A 17,993-nucleotide genomic window follows, 5' to 3' on the forward strand; every position below is an offset into this window, starting at 1 on the left:
TCCGCGAACCTTCTCGCCCTGGGCGCCGCCGAACTGGAGGTGCATGTCGTAATCCAGGTCACCGAAGTGTCTGAGCAGCTTGGCAGGCGAGTTGACCGATGGCTCGGCCGCGCGGTACCAGCAGCCGGTGCCGCCGGGCGAAGGGCGAGCGAGGTCGATGACGGCCCCGTCACAGGATCGCCACCCCTACGCCCGGCGTACGGCCGGGCCGCTCGCTGTTGTGCCGGGCGAGGTCGGACAGCGCTTCGAAATGGTCAACGCTGAACATGAGTTGCATCTGTTCTTCTCGCCGACTCGCGACGAGCTGAAGAGGGCGGCCGGGGCGACGGGCAGCGGCGGGACAGCAGGCATCCAGTCAGCGCGGCGGCGAATCCGGCCAGCCCGGCCGCCGCGAAGCCACCCGCCGGCACGGAGACGTCGACTGCCACGCCGACCATCGGGGATCCGAGCGCGAAACCTGCACTCTGCACCGAGGATTGCAGACCTGCCGCCTCACCCCGCACGCTTGCCGGCGCCAGTCGGATCACCGCGTCGGCCACCGCGGAAAGGGTCGGTGCGGCGAGAAGCCCGGTGCCGACAACGGCCACGCACAACCAGGGCCAGTCGTGGGCAAGCCCTGCGGGAATCGTCACGAGCCCGAGCAAGCCGAGCAGCAACCACGTGGGCAGCGACCGGGACAGCGCCCCGTAGATCAGCCCGCCGGCGACAGAGGCCACGCCGAGCACGGCCACGACCAGGGCGGCCCAGGACACCTGGCCTGCTTCCTCGAGCGTGGCGACGATGGCGAGATCCACGCCGCTGAGCAGCGTCGCAGTGCCGAACGCCATCGTCAGTACGGCAACCATGCCGCCGTTCAGCCACTCCCGTCGCGGGGGCCGTCCGGCAGCGCCGGCATCCGCCTCGTCCTCGGTACGCAGCGGCGGGTTGAGCCAGGCGATCGCGGTACCGCCGGCCGCGATCGCGGCGCCGAGCGCCCACACCACCAGACCGGGGGACATCTTCGCGGCGCACAGGATCACTGCCGACGGGCCCACCATGTACGACAGTTCGCCCTGCACCGACTCCAGCGCGAACGCGGCCCGGCGCTGTTCCGCCGTCGTCATCGCGGCGATCGCCTGCCTGGTCACCGGCTGGGCCGGCACCATCAGCAGGCCCGCCGCAAAGGCGGAGCCCAGCAGGATCCCGTACGGCAGGACCGGCACGCTCAGCCAGAACACGACCTGCACCACGACAGTTGTGAACAGCACCGTACGCAGGCCCCGCCGGTCGATGATGCGGCCGAGCAGCGGACCGCCCAGCGCCAGCCCGGTGGTCAGCGTCGCCGCGACACCGCCGGCTGCCACGTAGCTCATGTTCAGGCCCAGCACGACATACATCGTCAGTGCCATCACGTCAGCCGTGATCGCGGTACGGGCGAGAAAGGAAACACCCAGCAGCGACGCCATCCCTGGCACGGCGAGTATCTGTCGGTATCCCGTCACTCACAGGACGCTAGATGCTCCGTCAGGGCATAGGTAGTGGTTCATTTGCTGCGACTGACATAATGAATCGTTATGGCCAGGGATCTTGAAACCGCATTGCTGCGGTCCTTCGTCACCATCGTGCGGGCGGGCAGCATCAGCCGGGCCGCGACCACGCTCGGACAAACCCAGCCCGCGCTCAGCCAGCAGGTGCGCAAGCTCGAGAGGGCCATCGGCCGTCCGCTGCTTCACCGATCACCCTCCGGTGTCTCACCGACCCGGGCGGGCGAGGAGCTCCTGCCGTACGCCGAACGCATTCTCTCGCTCTCCGCACAGGCACTCACCGAGACCGGTCGCAGTCTCACCGGCCGCTGCGGCGTCGGGCTGCTCGAAGACCTTGCCGCGTCCCGGCTTCCGCAGGTCCTCGCCGACCTCGCCCGGCTGCACCCCGGCGCAACCCTGGAGGTGCTCAGCATGTCCAACGCCGCGATACGGGAGGCCTACGACACGGGCCGCGTCCAACTCGTCCTCAATGAGGTGCCTGCCATTCCCGGACCGCCGCGCTGGACCGTACGCCGCCCGCTGGTCTGGGCAGTCGGCCAGGGTGTGGACGTGACCGCGGACCCGCTGCCGGTGGTGCTGTTCTCGAACACGTGCTCCTGGCGTACGTCGGTGCTGGAAACCCTGGAACGCGCCGATCGGCCCTGGCGGGTGGCCTTCGAAAGCAACAGCCTGGTCAGCGTGCTCGCCGCCGTACGGGCCGGGCTCGGCGTCGCGGCGCTCATGCCCACGAACCTTGAACCGGCCATGGCCTGCCACGACTCGGACGCCCTACCCACCCTGCCGGACGTCGAGCTCGGCCTCGCACGGCACCCACGATCCGAAGGTGATCCGCTGATCGATGCCGTCGAAGCCGCGCTACGACGCATGATCTGAGTTGGCGGTCGGGCCGACGTCCAGGAGCTGGGCCGTGGCCCGTTCACGGTGGGGGACGACGAGTACGGTGTTGGCGGTTGATGAACCCCTCGACCACAGGGTGGCTAGGCTCCGGTCATGACTGATCAGTGGTACGTCCTCATCGAGGAGGACACCCGGGTGACTCGGCGGGCTGACGGCATCGACCTGAAACTGCACCGCTGGTCATTGGTGGCCCGGCACCCCATCAGCGGCACGGAGTTGCAGGCGCTCGCCGCGGCCGAGGATGCGGCCCTGCACTACATGCCGGATGTCCTGGCCCGCCATGCCCGACCGGGTGACACCCCGGCCCGTAGCGCGTTCCTCACCACGGACGGCGCCTGGCTGGTCCAGCTCAGGCAATACCACCGCGAGTGCCACATACGCGTGACCGCTGCCCGGCTCATGCACACACAGGAGGAGAAGCAGGCCCCGCCGAAAACCCTCAAGGAAAGGGTCCGACACGCCCTGGACGGCCCCGAGCCCTCAGAGAAGCCATGGGCGCCCAAAGGCTAGTGCCGGAGCAGGCTCCCACAGATCGAGCAGGCGCCGCAGATCGCCCTCGTCGTGTTCCAGGGGTGCCACCCGTGGTTGAGTAGTGGTGCCGGCGTTGTGGAGACGCTGCTCCACGGACGGTCTCCGTCGAAGCCGTGCAGCAGCTTGAGTCGGTGGTGCATCCTTCGTCGACCGATTCCGGGCTGGTATTCGCATCCGGCCGCTGCCAGTTGCTTCGACTGCCAGGACCGGACGACGCACGTCAAGTTCAGCTTTGTGCGTCCGCGGTGGGCGCACAGTCGTGGGCCCCGGGAAGGGTGAAGACGAAGCGCGTCCCGGGGGTGTGAGCGGTGTCGAGCGTGATGGTGCCGCCGTGGTATTCGACGATCTTCCTGCAGAGGGCCAGGCCGATTCCGTTGCCCGGATATGTGTCACGGGTGTGGAGGCGCTGGAAGATCAGGAAGATCCTCTCGGCGTACTCAGAACCGATGCCGATTCCGTTGTCGCTCACCGCGAATTCCCAGCGGCGTTCGACTCCCTCGGCGGAGTCCGCGCTGTCCGCGAGCCCGTGGGCGCTGATGTGGACCTTCGGCACAACGCCCGGGGAACGGAATTTGATGGCGTTGGAGATGAGGTTCTGCAGGAGGACCTCGAGCTGGGTCGGGTCGCCGTGCACGGCGGGAAGAGGGTCGTGCGTGATGACGGCCCTGGTCTCCTCGATCACCAGGCCCAGGGAATTGGTGATGCGGCGCAGCAGGGTCTCGAGGCTGACATCGGAGTCCTGGGCGTGCAGGCGTCCGACTCGGGAGAAGGTGAGGAGGTCGTTGATGAGGGTCTGCATGCGGTTGGCGCCGTCGACGGCGAAGGCGATGTACTGCTTGGCCCGGTCGTCGAGCTGTTCCGCGTAGCGGCGTTCCAGCAACTGGCAGAAACTGGCGACCTTGCGCAGCGGTTCCTGCAAATCGTGGGAGGCGACGTAGGCGAACTGTTCGAGTTCTTCGTTGGAGCGGCGCAGTTCCGTCGCTTGTTCGTCGAGTTCGGTGCGGGCGCGGTCGCTGAAGTCGAGCTCACCGGCCAGGCGCCGGCGCATTCCGTCCACGTCGGTCGCCAGAGCGCGCAGATCGGCGGGTCCGGAGGGAACGATGGAATGGTCGAACCGGCCGTCCGCGATCTTCCGTACGTCGGTGCGCAGCCGGTCCAGCGGAATCTGGACGCCTCGGCGCAGCCCCGCGAAGGCGAGTGCGAAAAGGGTGAGAACCATGCCTGCGATGGCGGTGAAGACCGTGTTGCGCAGGGTGCGTACCTCTTGCAGATCTTCGCGGGCCTGATCTCTCTCGGCCTCGATCTGGGTCTCCTGGTCGTGCAGGGCGGTGCGAAGTGAGTCGAATGCCGCCTTGCCTGACTCGGCGCGTTGGTGGGCGGCGGCCACGGGATCAGCCGCTTCGCTGACTGGGCGGGCAGTCGTGGTCTGCCACCGGTCGGCGCGCTCGAGTACCAGGGCGAGTCCGGCTGCGGCCCGCTTGTTGCCTGCCACCAAGGGCGACAGTTCCGCTGCTGCGGCGGTCTGCTGTGCGATGCCGTCCTGGTACGGCTTGAGGAATTCGCGCTCGCCCGTGATGCCGTATCCACGGATGCCCGATTCCTGATTGACCAGGGCGCTCTCCATACGGATCGAGGCGATCAGGGCCGGCGACCAGCGCTCGGTGAGCTGCTTGTTGACGTCTGTGGCGTGGGCGAGGACCCACACTCCGCATCCGGCCAGGGCGAGGAGCGTCACCAGCGCCGCCGCGGAGCAGACACCCAGCCAGCCGCGGGTGGTCCAGCCCGCTCCGGCCGACGGTGGCACCGTGGCCTGCTGCTGTTCTGCGTCGATCCGCACGTCGGGTCCCTCCTCCTGGTCCCCGGCGGCACACCGGGGCGGCGTCACCTTACCCCCGGGACAACCCTGGTTGTCCCGGGGGTCACCGCCGTCTACGGTGCTCCCATGACAGTGGAGACGCAGATGACTCCTGAGCAGGAGGAACTGGCCGAACGGGCGCGGCAGGTCGTCGCCGAAGCCGCTCGGCAGCTCATCCTGCGCACGCCGGTGGCGGATCAGGACGAGCTGGGCCCGGACGGGTTCCGGAGTGACGCGCTGGCATCGCTGCGGGCCCTGGCCTTCCTCGGCCGGGCCATCGAGGAGTGCGCGGCACTGGCCGCTCAAGCCGCCGCACAGGAGGGCGCCAATTACCCGCAGCTGGGCAGAGCCTGGGGCGTCAGTCGCCAGGGCGCCCGCAAGCGCTGGCCCGGACTCGTCATCACCGCCCGCCCCGCATCACGCCCCCTCCCCCACCACCAGACCCGGAGCCCCCTCATGAACGGCCTCGTCCCCCGCACCTACACCGTCCTGCTCGTCGAGGACGACATGGCCGACGCCATGCTCATCGAGGAGGCCCTGACCGAGCAGGGCATGGCGCGCGGGATTCAGAGGGCCGACGACGGCGTGGCGGCGTTGGAGTACCTCCGCGACCCGCGTTCCGACCGGCCCGACCTGATCGTGCTCGATCTGAACATGCCCCGCATGAACGGCCGCGAACTGCTGAACGTCCTCAAGAACGACCCGGATCTGTCGAGTATCCCCTGCGTCGTGCTGACCACTTCCGCCGCTCCTGACGACATCGACGACGCCTACCGCCAGCATGCCAACGCGTACGTCACCAAGCCCGTCAATCTCGACGACTTCATCGAGACCGTCCAGAGCATCGATTCCTTCTTTTTCGACACCGCCGTGACTCCGCGCCACCCCGTTGCCGGTGCCAGTTGAGATAGGTGCATCCGGAATCCCTGGCCGACCCAGCCCGTCGGCCGGCGTGCAGCGCCGGTACGGGCGGGCCTGGCGCTGCGCTGTGCTGTGGCTGCGCAGCGCCAGGCCCTTTTGCTTTGCCCAGGTCGGTTACGAAGTGGACTGGTTGTTGTGTGCTTCCGGTGCCCGTGCTGAGACGTGGGATGTGGGCGGGTGAGGCTGGGATTGCGGAGGCAGGTTTCAGATGATCCTGGTGACAGTTCCCGAGAAGGCCTCTTCGCCGTCCTGGATGCCGGTTATTTGAGTTTTGACCAGTCCGTCCGAGTCGGGGAGCAGAGGGGCGGTCTCGATCCAGCACGGCCGGGCAAACTCGACGTACCGCTTGAAGTCGAAACTCATCCCGGTGACCAGCGCGTCGTCTGCGTTGGTGGTGAGCAGGTCTGCCTGATGAGCGGCTTCCAGGAGGACCATGCCGGGCACGTGATCATGCGGGTGGTCGAACAGCACTTGGTGGCTGGTGTCCGTGCGCAGCTGCCATATGCGGTCCTCGGACGTAGGTGCGAGTACGACGTCCGAGGGTCGGTCGCGGTTGACGAGATAGGCGGGAATGGGTGCTTCCGGGCGCCTGGCTCGTGCGAATGCGGCTCTGGCGTCGGCATGCTCGCCGCGGAGCCGGTTGTAGAGGGCTGGAGGGAAGGCTGTGTAGCTGATCTCTGCGGTACCCAGGTGTCTGCCGTCGCGGACGGCATCCACTTTTGCCAGCAGCCGCACTGGCCCCCGTGGCCGCCGGAGGCCGCGAACTTGATGGGAGATCGTCATCACGACGTCGGAATGAGCGGGGTGGGGCCGCAGGGCGTTGGGGGCGATGCGGCAGCTGTACGAGTCCCAGCCCATCCGGTAGTCCAGCGGGATGTTGTACGCCGTGTGGGCCAGGAGGCCCAGCGCCTGGCGTACGGTCTCCGTGAACAGCAGAGGGCTGAAGTAGGAAGATCGCTGCGTGTAAAACGCGTGACGGGTCGGCCAGTCGGCCGTCACCGTGTGGTTGTCAGTCGTGTTTTCGTGCCAGCCGGTCACCAGGACTTCGCGGGTGTCCGTCTTGCCGACCAGCCGTTCAGGTGCTGGTCGGGCAGGCTCGCAATTCGGTGCTGTGCAGGCCAAGTTCGTCATGGTGCCTCACTCCTTGCTGTGCCGTGCGGTTCGTGAGGGTGCACGGCGCGCTGTCCCCCGTTGAGGTGCATGGCATAACATAGAGAAAGCTATTTTTCTTTGTCCACTGATTTAAGGAACCTTCAATGACGGCTCCGAAGCAGGAGCGTGCCGTACGCACGCGCGCGGCCATCTTGAACGCGGCCGCGGAGGCGTTCGCCGAGTCGGGCTTCTCCGGGGCGAGCGTGGCGGGTATCAGCCGACGAGCAGGGCTGACCCTGGGAGCCCTCTACTTCCACTTCCCCAGCAAGGAGGCGCTGGCCCGGGAGATCGTGAGCCAGCAAGTCGGCCGGGTCAAGCCGCCTCTCGAGTCGGAAGGGCTCCAACGCGCCATCGACGTGACCCTCACCTGGGCGGCCTGGGTCCTGGACGACCCCATGCTCCTCGCCGGAGCACGGTTGGTGCAGGATCAGGAGGCGTTCGCGGGCGGCGGCGAGAACTCCCACCAGCAGTGGACCGAGGTGCTGGTCAAGGACCTGCAGACCGCGAAGGAGCGAGAGGAACTGCTGGCCGACGCCGTCGTGCTGAGCTGGGCTCGCGTCCTGGTCAACGCCTGCACCGGCGCGCAGATGCAGGCGCAACTGACGACCGGGCGCCGGGATCTTGCCGAGCGGGTGGCGGAGATCTGGCAGTGCCTGCTGCCCGCCCTGGCCCGGCCCGAAGTCATCGCCGGCCTTGACCTGAGTGAGTCACGGGGAAGGATGCCCAGGTGAGCCCAGTGCAGAAGCCAGTACATGGAGAGGGGGCAGCCGTGCAGCCGCTCGGTCTGCTTGCCGGCCGGTCCGTCATGATCACTGGAGCGTCGAGCGGCATAGGTGCGGCTGCGGCCCGTCTTTTCGCCGAGGAAGGCGCCGGCGTCGTGCTCATGGCGCGCCGCGAACGCGAACTGCGCAGCCTGGTGCAGGAGATCACCGCGGGAGGCGGCCGGGCTGTTCTGAGTGTGGGTGACGTGAGTGTGCCGGCGGACACCGACCGTGCCGTCGCACTCGCCGTGGAGACCTTCGGCGGGCTGGACGCTGCGTTCAACAACGCCGGGTGGGGGACGCTCGGTGTGCCTATCCACGAGGTGGACCAGGCGGACTTCGACCGCATGATGGATGTGAACGTACGGGGCGTGTGGAATTGCCTGCGTTCCCAGCTGCCGGTGATGATGTCCGGCGGCGGAGGCGCGGTGGTGAACACGTCCAGTACGGCAGGGAGGTTCGCCACCGGGGCGGCCGCACCCTACGTGGCCGCGAAGCACGCCGTCGTCGGACTGACCAAGGCTGCCGCGGCCGAGTACGGCCGGTACGGGATACGTGTCAATGCCCTGATGGTGGGCGCTACGCGCACAGAACTCATTGAAGGAGTGCTGCGCGATTCGCCGGTGCAGGAGCGAGACCTTGTGGCGCGGGCGGTGCAGCAGCGGCTGGCTGAGCCGATCGAGGTTGCGCGCGCGGCGTTGTGGCTCTGCTCGGATCACAGTTCTTTCGTTACGGGGGGTGAGATCCCCGTCGAGGGCGGAGCTTTCGCAACTTAGATAAGTCGTACACCAGAGCGAATCTCCTGCAAGTTCTCCAAGTCAATGTTGTGTGGCATATGAAGCACTCGCATAGTGGTCGGCATCGATGGCCGAAGGCGCCCTGGCGCTGTTTGTCGACCTCACAAGGGTGTTCCGAGATGTCTCATGGCACGAACCTCACTGCTCCCATGCACCACAACCCGCTCCGCGGTCGTACAGCCGAGGCCGCGGCCCTTGGAGCACTGCTCCAGCATGCGCACCGTGGCACGAGCTGTCTCGTCACGGTGGAGGGGCCTCCAGGCATGGGGAAGTCACGGCTCCTGGCCGAGGCCGGGCATCTGGCACGGCGCTGTGGCGCCGAGGTCGTCGACGGTCTGGGGGCGCCGGTTTCCCGGCTGCGGACGCCTGCTCTGGTCCTGCTCGATGACGCTCAAAGGCTGCCTGACGGCGCTGCGTCTGCTATCGGCGCGCTGCGCGCCCAGTTGGCGGACCGGGCTGTTGTCTGGGTTCTGAGCCGGACTCCCGGCGCCGATGTGGCGCAGACGGATATCGGGCTCTGCGGTGCCGCAGCCGTCCAGGAGCGTTTGCTTGTCGGGCCGTTGTCCGAGCGGGCCTCGCAGCTGCTGGCCTCGGACGCCGCCGGGTGCGGGCACCAGGCTCTGACAGCACGGCAGGTGGAGGAGGCAGGCGGCCATCCGGCGACGCTCATGGCACTGGCCGCCCGAAGTCGTGATCCGGCGGTGTCTGACAGTACGGGGCCCGCAGGGTACTCGAGCGAGGTGAAGCACCTGGTCGACCGTCTTCTGCAGACCTGCTCGCCCGCCTGCCGGCGCACCGTGAGGATTGCCGCGGTGTTCGGCAGGGACATCTCCTTCGACAGCCTGAGCCGGGTTGCGGAGCTGTCCCCCGTCGCCTTGCTGAAGGACTTCGATGAAGCGACCGCAGCCGGTCTCATACGCTGCGAAGGTGCGGGCTACGCCTTCTCCAGCGAATTGTTCTGGCGCGTGGTCAGGAGCACCGTGCCTGCCCAGGTGCAGGAGGTCATGCTCAGACAGACAGCCGCATGGGCTTCGGTTCCACGGCCGCAGACTTCAGTGCGTGACCCTGCGGTGGTGGTGGCGCCTTCCGCGGACGGCGCCTCAGGACCGCAGCCCGACTGGGCGGCCGGCCAGGACACCGGCACGGTGGCCGGTGACGTACCCGGCCGTGAGAAGTGGCCTGCTCTGACCGAACAGCAGCAGACCATCGCTTCGCTGGCGGCCGACGGGCTGACCAACCGCCAGATCGGCGAGCGTATTTTTCTTTCCCCGCACACGGTGAACTACCACCTGCGCAAGGTCTACGGCACCCTGCGTGTTGCTTCGCGGATCGAACTGTCCAAGGTCGTGCATCTGACTCTTGCGGGGGCCGAAGCCGACTCGTGACAGATGTGGTGCGGGCTGCAGAGTGCCGCGGACTGCAGCCCGCACCGTGCACCGGCCGCGGTCAGTCCTGGCTCTCGGCCTGCAGGAGGTGATAGCGCTCACCGACGCCGGCCACGTACTCGAGGTCCTCATCCTCGGGGGGAGGCGGAGGGGTTCCGGGTTCTGCCTTGCGTCCCGCTTCGAGGAAGAAGCGGTCGACGCCGGACGGGGTGAACAGCAGAAGCTGCCGGGCCGGGTGAAGACCGTTGTTCCGGAAGCGGTGGGCCGTGCCCTTGGGCACGAACACGAAGTCTCCCGGCCTCACGTGATACGTCGACTCACGCGTCGTGATGTCGAGCTCGCCCGACAGCAGGTAGAACGCTTCGTCGGCGTCGGCGTGAATGTGCAGAGGAGGCCCTCCGCCCGGCGGGACCGAGGCTTCGAGCAGCGTCAGGGACCCCCCGGACTCCTCGTGCTTCAGCTTCACGGTGTAGACGTCGCCGCTCAGCCACACGGCTGGCCCTTCGCCTGCAGGCACATGGATGATCTTCGGCCGGGGAGACCCCGCAGAGTCGGACGTGACCACGTAATGCTCCTTCGTTCTCGGTCGGCCTAGAAGAACGGGCTCTGCGACTTGCCGCCCAGGAGCACGTTGCCGGTCAGCTGGAGGATGGAGTCCTGGGCAACCGCGTGCTGGCACATCGTGTTGGCGTCCCGGAGCCAGCGGTCAAGAGGCGACTTCTTGGTGTACACCGATGCGCCTCCGACCAGGTCGTACAGTGACTGGACGATCTGCCGGCCGGTACGGAAGGCGTGATAGCGGGCGAGAGCTGTGGACACCCTCTCGGTGGGGGTGGGCTCGGTGCCTGACTCCAGGGCCTGCCACTGTGTGCTCAGGGTTGCGTACACGTTGTTCCGTGCGGCGGTCAGCTCCATGTCGGCCTTGGCCACAGCCGTCTGGATCCTCACATCGGAGGCCCACGCGGTGCCCGTCTCCCGATCGACCCGGTGCTCAGCCATGTCTCGCACATGGTCGATCGCCGCCCTTGCCATGCCCAGGGGGACTCCCGACATCTTGCGCAGGATCGCGTCCGGTGCCGCGTGCAGCGGCCCGCCTCGGCGGGGAGAGTGGAAAGCGAACGAATGCTCCTCCGGCACGAACAGGTCTGCCACCTGGTAGTCCCGGCTCCCGCTGCCTGCCAGCCCGGTCGTGAACCAGGTGTCGGTGATCTCGTACTGCTCGGGACGGGCGACCATGACTCGCCACTGGCGGGCCTCACCGGTGACAGGATCCGCCTCGGGCTCGCCGTCCTTGTACACGGTGCAGCCGCCGACCAGAACGTCACAGTGCGTCGATCCGCTGCCGAACCGCCACTGGCCGGTGACCCGGTATCCGCCGGGGACGCGCTCGGCACGCCCTTGTGGGTAGATCCAGCCTGAGTTGGCCATGTCGAGGTCCGGGTAGATCTCGCGGGCCGCGTCTTCGTGCAGATAGCCGGAGTAGATCCCCGAGTCCATTGCGATCATCGAGCACCACGCCGCGGAGACGTCGCCGGCCGCGAGGGTCTCCACCAGCTCGGTCTGCTGGAGCGAGGTGAGTTCCGGGCCGCCCCAGGCCTTGGGCATGGCTGCCCGGAACACGCCGGCTTCCCGCAGGAGGGATACGACGTGAGGTGGAAGGTGCCGGTTGTTCTCGATCTCGGCAGCGTTCTCACGCAGGAGTGGAGCGATGTCCCGGGCGCGCTGCAGTATGTCCTGGGCGGTCTGGGGCGGGCTGATGGCGACGGTCATGGTGTGAACTCCTCACAGGGATGAGCGATGGCGCTCAGGCGTATCGGCCTGCGGCGATGACCCCGGACGGGTCGATTACGTGCTTGAGGCGCCGCACGAAGCGGCGGGCCGCGGCGTCCTGCGAAAGCCTGTCTGTCCAGGCGTGATGCTCCGCGTCCAGCCGGTAGGGCAGAAAGCCGGCGGCCTCGAACAGCTCGTAGGTCAGATCGAGCGCGGCGTGGGCACGCGACACGGCCGTATCGGTGCGAGGGAAACTGAAGGACACGACGAGGTCCACCACGTCGGCGTCCAGAGCGTTGATCGTGGAACCGGGGCTGATGCCGGTCTCGGCACCGACCTGCTCCAGAATCTCCTGTGCCCTGCACAGCGCCGGGCCGTTGAACGGGACGAGGGGAAGGAAGAACACCCATCCGCTGCCTTCGCCATCCACCGCCTCGGCTGTGGTCCCCACGGCAGAGAGCAGGACCTTCTCGTTGTGTGAGGGGTCGCCGCCGAAGCCGCGCTGAACGAGCTGTGCCACGAAGTCGTCGTCCGCCGGCGGGTGATCGTCCGACCGGACGATGTCGCTGAAGAGTCCGCAGCGCGCAGCCTCCCCCTCGATCACTCGGGTCAGTGCCTCGACCGTCTCTGCCGTCCCGTCCACGCACAGGTGCGCAACGAAGTCACCGGCGGCTCCGCCGTAGGACCGGTTGGACACCGTGTCGTAGACCTTGATGACTCCTGACACGAGATGCTGAGCCTTCCAGCGCCTGAGCTCGTCGAGGGCGTCACTGAGGTGTCGGCGCGGAATCGATGCCCTCAGGGTGCGCTGGGCCTCGGGTCGTGGAAGCAGACGGACGACGGCAGCGGTCACCACCCCCAGATCGGACTGGGTGAACAGACCCAAAGGGTTGGGACCCAGTCCGCTGGGATTGACAGCTGTGGGACCCGATTCGCGCGGCCACCAGCCGACCCGGATCAATTCGCCGTCGGGCAGGACGACCTCGAGCCCTGCGAGGTCGCGTGTGCGCTGGTGACGCAGTCCGACCCCGCGGTCCACGGTGTTGCCGAGCACGCTTGTGTGCCCGGAGGACGCCGTCACGTTGAGCATCCGGTCGCTGCCTTCCAGCAGCGAGGCGAGCTGGAGCTGAGTGACGCCGGGCTCGACCACGGCCCAGCCCCCCTGCAGATCGAACTCCCGTACCGAGGCGAGCTGTGACAGGTCCAGGCTGACCGCCCCGTCCCGGGCGGGCTCGCGGGATCCCAGGCCCCAGTTGCGTCCTGTGCTGAAGACGTGGAGACCGGGGCCCTTCGGTGCGCCGGCGAACGACCGGACAATATCGCGGACTTCTTCCACCGACCGGGGGCGAAGAAGACCGTACACATCACGGGGCCGGAACATGCTGACGTTCTCGTCGGCAGGCAGCGGGGCACCGTCCGTGCCGACGCGGTGCACGACTTCGGCAGGCATATCGGCTGGAAGAACTGACACGGGACTCCTCACGAAGTTGGATGGGAACGGTCACTCGAAGCCGCGCAGCGCCCCGCCGTGGAAGAGCAGCGGGCCCTCGGCGGAGACAGCCGCCTCCACGGCATCGACGTGACCGAGAAACAGGCTGTGGTCGCCGCCGGGGTAGACGGAGCGCAGCGAGCACGTCAGCCGAGCCAGGGAGCCGGGCACCACATACCGGTCGATGAACGCAGCCAGATCCCGGCCCTGCGGCTTGGAAGCTGATGCGAAGAGCCGTGCGGTTTCTGCCTGCTGGTCGCCCAGGAGGTGAACCGAGAACGCCCGGTGGTCCTCGAGAACGGCATGTGCCCTGGATGAGTGCAGCACGCTCACCAGGAGCTGTGGCGGAGTGAGTGAAACCGACATCAGCGCGTTGATGGTCATGGCCGTGGCTCGTTCGCCCTCTCCGGTACGGAGCAGAGCCACTCCGGTGGGAAAGAGCCGCATGACACTGCGCAGGTCGTCGCTGACAGACCGGATCTGCTGCGTGGGCACAGGAAACCCCTAAGGTGAGCGTCGGGACGTCATGGAGACACAAGAGGGAAGCCGGTCGCCGGGTGACGGCGGGTAGGTGCGGAGCCCCCGGCAACTTGGGGTCTGCGTCAGCCCAGGCCTGCCTGGCCGTAGTGCTCGCTGGACACCGCGCGCGGCGACCAGGGGCGGCGGCCGGTGCGGAAGAGGGCATCTGCCCGCCGCAGTGCACCGGGATGCAGTTCTTCCACGTGTCCCAGCTCCGCCAGGCGCGTGGCAGCTTCGTCCCCGAGGTAGAGAGAGCTCAGGTGCTGCACGCCCAGGGCAATATCGGCGGAGCGTGAAGTGGAGGAGACCGTTGCGCCGCTCGCTCCGCCCTCCAGCAGCCATCGCCCGTGGGCGAAGCCGACGGGATCATCGACTTCGAGGACAACCGCGCCCTCGGTGGAGTAGGTCCGCGCCGACAGGGCCCTGGGAAGATCGAGAATCCGCAGCCACATGAAATCGCTCAGCGCCGTGATCCGCGCGGCTCTGGGGTCGCCCAGCCAGTGAGGTGCGAGCGTGTCAGGGGCGCGGAAGGGAAGGTGAACGGTGCTGACCCAGTCCATGGAAACCGCGTAACGGAGCAAGGCCCGCTCGGCGGAAGGCCCCAGCGCTACCAGGTCTCTGACTTGGAGCGGCGACTGAGGCAGCATGGCTCCCCATCGCTCTTGTGCGGAGAAGCACATCAACCCGTCGACGTCGCCGCTGGCTTCGTCCACGTGGACCGCGTAGAAGGGTTCTGTCCAGGTGCTGCCGGGACCGATCCTCTGTCCCGTGGCTTCCTGCCACCACAGGGTGTCGCGGCGCAGGGCTCCGTGCTGGGCGACCCGGAAGCGTTCGTAGGCTTCCGGCGCCAGCTTGAAGTATTCGTCAGCGCCCACGAGGCAGATGTCACTCCTGTCCCCGGACTGCTGACGGTGCAGTCCTGCCCGGTGGACATCGATCTCGAACCAGGCCATCTGGGTAGCGGGCCCGAAGCCGTATCTGCCGTAGATCGCGTACTGGGCGGCATCCAGCACAACCGCCGGTTCGCCGCGCTGCTGCGCGTCGCGAAGGTCGAGATCCAGCATGCGGTTGAGGAGTCCTCGACGGCGATGGGTTCCGGCCACGGATACTTTCGAGACGGCGGAGACCGGCAGCCGTGCACCGCCGGGGACCGTCAGCTCCTGGACCGAGCTGCGATACGTGCCGACACAGCGGCCCTTGTCGAAAGCCCCGATGGCACGGTCGTCGGCCAGCGCGACGCGCATGTAGTCGGCAGCGCCTTCGACAGACGGGCGAAGGTAGCCCGTACTGAATGCACGCGTCCATTCGGGCACGTCTTCGTCCCGAACGTAACGGACGTCTATGGCGGGTGTCTGGGGTGATCGGCTCATGGGCGGGCTCCCTCAAGCAGCGTGGATGGCGCGCTCACGTCTGTCTCACGCTCGGTCACGAGCGGTGGTGAGGCGGGGTCAGACGTTTGTGCCGCCGTCGACGGCGAGCGTTGCTCCGGTGATGTACGCGGCTTCCGGCGAAGCCAGGAAGGCGACGGCCTGGGCGATCTCCCCTGCCGTTCCGTAGCGCCCGAAGATGATGTGGGCGCGTTGGAAATCGGCCCCCGGCCCGTCGGCAGGGTTCATGTCGGTGTCGATCGATCCGGGGGCCACCTGATTGACCGTGATGCCCCGCGGGCCCAGGTCACGTGCCAGCCCCTGGGTGAGGCCCGAGATCGCCGCTTTGCTCATGGCGTAGGACGTCAGCCCGCCCGCCGGCACTCGAGTGGCAAGGCAGCTGCCGATGTTGACGATCCGGCCGCCCTCCCCCATGTGCCGGGACGCTGCCTGTGCGGTGAGAAACGCGCCGCGTACATTCACACCGAGCGTGCGGTCCAGCACTTCGAGCGAGACGTCTTCCAGAGCGGGCATCGACATGTCGGCGTAGCCGGCGTTGTTCACCAGGATGTCGATCTGGCCGAACTCGAGGGCTACCGCGTCTGCGGCTGCCCGCACTGCCTGAGCGTCGGTGGCATCGGCTGCGAGAGCAAGAGCACGTCGACCCTCCCCACGGATCTTCTCGGCGGTCGCTTCCGCCGCGTCCTTGTTGCGGGCGTAGGTGATGGCGACGTCGGCTCCTTCTGCCGCAAGGCGCAGCGCGACGGCTGCACCGATCCCCCGGTTGCCGCCGGTTACCAGAGCGGTCTTTCCCTCGAGCTTTGCCATCAGTCACTACCTCTTTCATGGGCTGGTCTCATACAGGGCGCAGCGCCTTGAGCGCCCTGGCCGGCGTGGCATGCGTGGGCGCATCTGACCGGCGTGCACGCAAGTGCGGTGGGGCTGCCCCATTGCCCGGTCTTCGGAATGTGGTCCGGGTTCTGGGCGCGATCTCCGTGTGCCGACTCATGCGATGTGCCGCACCGGACGGGAAGGCGATGCGGGCAGCGTGAACCTTGCGGACTGACCACGCATAACCGCGATCGGTTATGCGGGCCGCATTCGCCGTTTCCGTTCTGCCCTGGACCGTAGTCACGTGCCCGCGCAGCCTTCAACCGAAATGCCGCCGGCGCAGCGGAGACTGCTCGACCGAGTAGCTGTGGCTCAAGTAGTCAAAAGAGGCCACTTGGTTGGCTAGTGGTCTCGCCTTCCCGGATCCGCCTAGCGTCAACAGCGCCTACAGGCACCGCACTCCTGTTTGCCGAAACCGAACGAGGATTGGATCCCATGCCGCATAGCGATATCAACCGACGGACGGTGCTGGCTCGCGGGGCCGCCGTTGCCGGCACATCCGTTGTGACAGCAGGCCTCGCCACTACTGCCGCCGCGCCGGCATTCGGGCACACCGGCGGTGACAGAACGCCGGGTGCGGTAATTGCCCCGGAGGACCCGCGGTACGAAGTGCTCACCACGGGGATCAACAAGCGCTTTGTCGCCCGCCCGGAGCACATCAAGATGATCCGCTCGGCGCGGGACGCCGAGCATGCGGTCAGGGAAGCACATCAGCAGGGCAAACGGGTGTCCGTGCGTAGCGGAGGCCACTGTGTGGCTGACTTCACGTGCAATCCGGATGTCGAGGTCATCATCGATTTCTCCGAGATGAATTCGGTTGACTACGACCCTGGTCGGCGCGCTTTCGTCGTCGAAGCAGGAGCCAGGCTCTACAACGTCTACGAGGCTCTGTACAAGGGGTGGGGGGTCACCCTTCCCGGGGGGATCTGCCACAGCGTGGGCATCGGAGGCCATGTTGCCGGCGGCGGCTACGGCCTGCTGTCCCGCGCGCATGGCCTTGTCGTGGACCACCTCCTGGCTGTCGAAGTAGTGGTCGTCGATGCGCACGGCAAGGTGCGCACCGTCATCGCCACACGTCACGAGGACGACCCCAACCGGGATCTGTGGTGGGCTCATACGGGAGGCGGCGGAGGTAACTTCGGGCTCGTCACGCGCTACTGGTTCCGTTCGCCGGAGGCATCCGGTTCCGATCCCGGCAGGCAACTGGTCAATCCGCCGAGGCGGGTGATCGCCCACTCCTTCGACGTGCCCTGGAGCAAGCTCACCGAAGCCAGGTTCACCCGTCTCCTGAAGAACGTCGGAGCGTGGCACGAGCACAACAGTGCACCCGATTCGCCCTATCGCCATCTCAGCAGCCTCTTCAACGTGAACTCACGCGCCCACGGACGGCTCAGCCTCTACACACAGATCGACGCGGATGTTCCCGGCGCACGCGGGCTCCTCGACGACTATCGTGCAGCCGTCATGGCGGGCGTCGGCATAGAGCCGATCGCCACGACGAAGCCCAGCGGCGAACTTGCCGCGATGCCCGGGTTCCTCGAGCCCAGGGAGCTGCCGTGGCTGGCGGCCGCCCGCATGGTGGGTGCCCCGGACCCGGTCGGCGCCAACCCTGAGGCCAGGGTGGGACTCAAGTCGGCGTACTACAAGAAGAACTTCACCGACCACCAGGTGGCGACCTTCTGGAAGTACCTGTCGGATCCCGCACTCACCGGCGTCGACAGCACCCTGGTCATCCTCTCCTTCGGCGGCAAGATCAATGCCGTAGCCGAGGACGCCACAGCCAGCGCGCAGCGGAGCTCGGTCATCAAGGTCATCTTCCAGAACATATGGGCGTTCAAGGAGGACGACGACCGCTTCATGCGGTGGATCCGGGCCTTCTACGAGGACACCTACAAGTACACCAAGGGTGTACCGGTCATCGACGACACCACTGACGGCTGCTACATCAATTATCCCGACATGGACCTGGCGGATCCGCAGTACAACACCTCAGGCGTGCCGTGGTACACGCTCTGTTACAAGGACAACTACCCGAGGCTGCAGAAGGTGAAGCGCCGGTGGGATCCTTCCGACTTCTTCCGTCACTCCATGTCCATCAAGCTGCGGGGCTGAGAAGCCTCTGCCCTTCACCAGTT

16 protein-coding genes are annotated in these 17,993 nt (G+C 67.2%); 7 read left to right on the forward strand and 9 right to left on the reverse strand.

The window, feature by feature from the left end; translation table 11 throughout:
* Positions 1–254: 254 nt before the first annotated feature.
* Positions 255–1,481: an MFS transporter gene (locus OG257_RS04080; protein WP_329204792.1), complete on the reverse strand. Its 1,227-nt coding sequence runs from the start codon at positions 1,479–1,481 to the stop codon at positions 255–257.
* A 72-nt stretch (positions 1,482–1,553) separates the two neighbouring features.
* Between OG257_RS04080 and OG257_RS04085 the strand changes: the two genes are divergently transcribed.
* The gene (locus OG257_RS04085; RefSeq protein ID WP_329204794.1) at positions 1,554–2,396 is read left to right on the forward strand and encodes a LysR family transcriptional regulator; all 843 of its coding nucleotides are present in this window, start codon (positions 1,554–1,556) and stop codon (positions 2,394–2,396) included.
* Positions 2,397–2,513: 117 nt separating this feature from the next.
* A complete protein-coding gene (locus tag OG257_RS04090) occupies positions 2,514–2,930 on the forward strand; it encodes a hypothetical protein (RefSeq protein ID WP_329204796.1) in 417 nt (138 codons plus the stop codon).
* Positions 2,931–3,177: 247 nt separating this feature from the next.
* Here OG257_RS04090 and OG257_RS04095 read toward each other — a convergent pair whose 3' ends face one another.
* Entirely contained in the window at positions 3,178–4,788 is a 1,611-nt protein-coding gene (locus OG257_RS04095; RefSeq protein WP_329204798.1) for a sensor histidine kinase, read from the reverse strand.
* Positions 4,789–4,893: 105 nt separating this feature from the next.
* On the opposite strand from OG257_RS04095, the gene OG257_RS04100 reads away from it, so the two are divergent.
* Entirely contained in the window at positions 4,894–5,712 is an 819-nt protein-coding gene (locus OG257_RS04100; protein WP_329204800.1) for a response regulator, read from the forward strand.
* Between the two features lie 219 nt (positions 5,713–5,931).
* On the opposite strand, the gene OG257_RS04105 is transcribed toward OG257_RS04100, so the two are convergent.
* The gene (locus OG257_RS04105; RefSeq protein ID WP_329204802.1) at positions 5,932–6,858 is read right to left on the reverse strand and encodes a ScbA/BarX family gamma-butyrolactone biosynthesis protein; all 927 of its coding nucleotides are present in this window, start codon (positions 6,856–6,858) and stop codon (positions 5,932–5,934) included.
* Positions 6,859–6,983: 125 nt separating this feature from the next.
* Between OG257_RS04105 and OG257_RS04110 the strand changes: the two genes are divergently transcribed.
* The 3 genes from OG257_RS04110 to OG257_RS04120 all read left to right on the forward strand — a co-directional run bounded on the left by OG257_RS04110 (position 6,984) and on the right by OG257_RS04120 (position 9,822).
* Positions 6,984–7,610, forward strand: coding sequence for a ScbR family autoregulator-binding transcription factor (locus tag OG257_RS04110; protein ID WP_329204804.1), 627 nt, complete (start codon positions 6,984–6,986; stop codon positions 7,608–7,610).
* Between the two features lie 53 nt (positions 7,611–7,663).
* Positions 7,664–8,416: an SDR family NAD(P)-dependent oxidoreductase gene (locus OG257_RS04115; RefSeq protein WP_329214890.1), complete on the forward strand. Its 753-nt coding sequence runs from the start codon at positions 7,664–7,666 to the stop codon at positions 8,414–8,416.
* Positions 8,417–8,700: 284 nt separating this feature from the next.
* On the forward strand, positions 8,701–9,822 hold the full coding sequence (locus tag OG257_RS04120) for a helix-turn-helix domain-containing protein (RefSeq protein ID WP_329204806.1): 1,122 nt from the start codon (positions 8,701–8,703) through the stop codon (positions 9,820–9,822).
* Positions 9,823–9,883: 61 nt separating this feature from the next.
* On the opposite strand, the gene OG257_RS04125 is transcribed toward OG257_RS04120, so the two are convergent.
* From OG257_RS04125 to OG257_RS04150, 6 genes are all read right to left on the reverse strand, one after another.
* Positions 9,884–10,387 (reverse strand): cupin domain-containing protein, encoded by a 504-nt coding sequence (locus OG257_RS04125; RefSeq protein ID WP_329204808.1) that lies wholly within the window; start codon positions 10,385–10,387, stop codon positions 9,884–9,886.
* A 26-nt stretch (positions 10,388–10,413) separates the two neighbouring features.
* Positions 10,414–11,592, reverse strand: a complete 1,179-nt coding sequence (locus tag OG257_RS04130) for an acyl-CoA dehydrogenase family protein (protein ID WP_329204810.1) — start codon at positions 11,590–11,592, stop codon at positions 10,414–10,416.
* Positions 11,593–11,626: 34 nt separating this feature from the next.
* A complete protein-coding gene (locus tag OG257_RS04135; protein WP_329204812.1) occupies positions 11,627–13,063 on the reverse strand; it encodes an FAD-binding oxidoreductase in 1,437 nt (478 codons plus the stop codon).
* Between the two features lie 30 nt (positions 13,064–13,093).
* Complete coding sequence (locus OG257_RS04140) at positions 13,094–13,576, reverse strand: flavin reductase family protein (RefSeq protein ID WP_329204814.1); 483 nt, start codon at positions 13,574–13,576, stop codon at positions 13,094–13,096.
* 107 nt (positions 13,577–13,683) lie between these two features.
* Positions 13,684–14,970, reverse strand: a complete 1,287-nt coding sequence (locus OG257_RS04145) for a GNAT family N-acetyltransferase (RefSeq protein ID WP_329204816.1) — start codon at positions 14,968–14,970, stop codon at positions 13,684–13,686.
* Positions 14,971–15,048: 78 nt separating this feature from the next.
* On the reverse strand, positions 15,049–15,795 hold the full coding sequence (locus tag OG257_RS04150) for an SDR family NAD(P)-dependent oxidoreductase (RefSeq protein WP_329204818.1): 747 nt from the start codon (positions 15,793–15,795) through the stop codon (positions 15,049–15,051).
* 498 nt (positions 15,796–16,293) lie between these two features.
* On the opposite strand from OG257_RS04150, the gene OG257_RS04155 reads away from it, so the two are divergent.
* The gene (locus OG257_RS04155) at positions 16,294–17,970 is read left to right on the forward strand and encodes an FAD-dependent oxidoreductase (protein ID WP_329204820.1); all 1,677 of its coding nucleotides are present in this window, start codon (positions 16,294–16,296) and stop codon (positions 17,968–17,970) included.
* Positions 17,971–17,993: the final 23 nt, after the last annotated feature.

This window comes from Streptomyces sp. NBC_00683 (genome assembly GCF_036226745.1).
Lineage (GTDB): Bacteria > Actinomycetota > Actinomycetes > Streptomycetales > Streptomycetaceae > Streptomyces.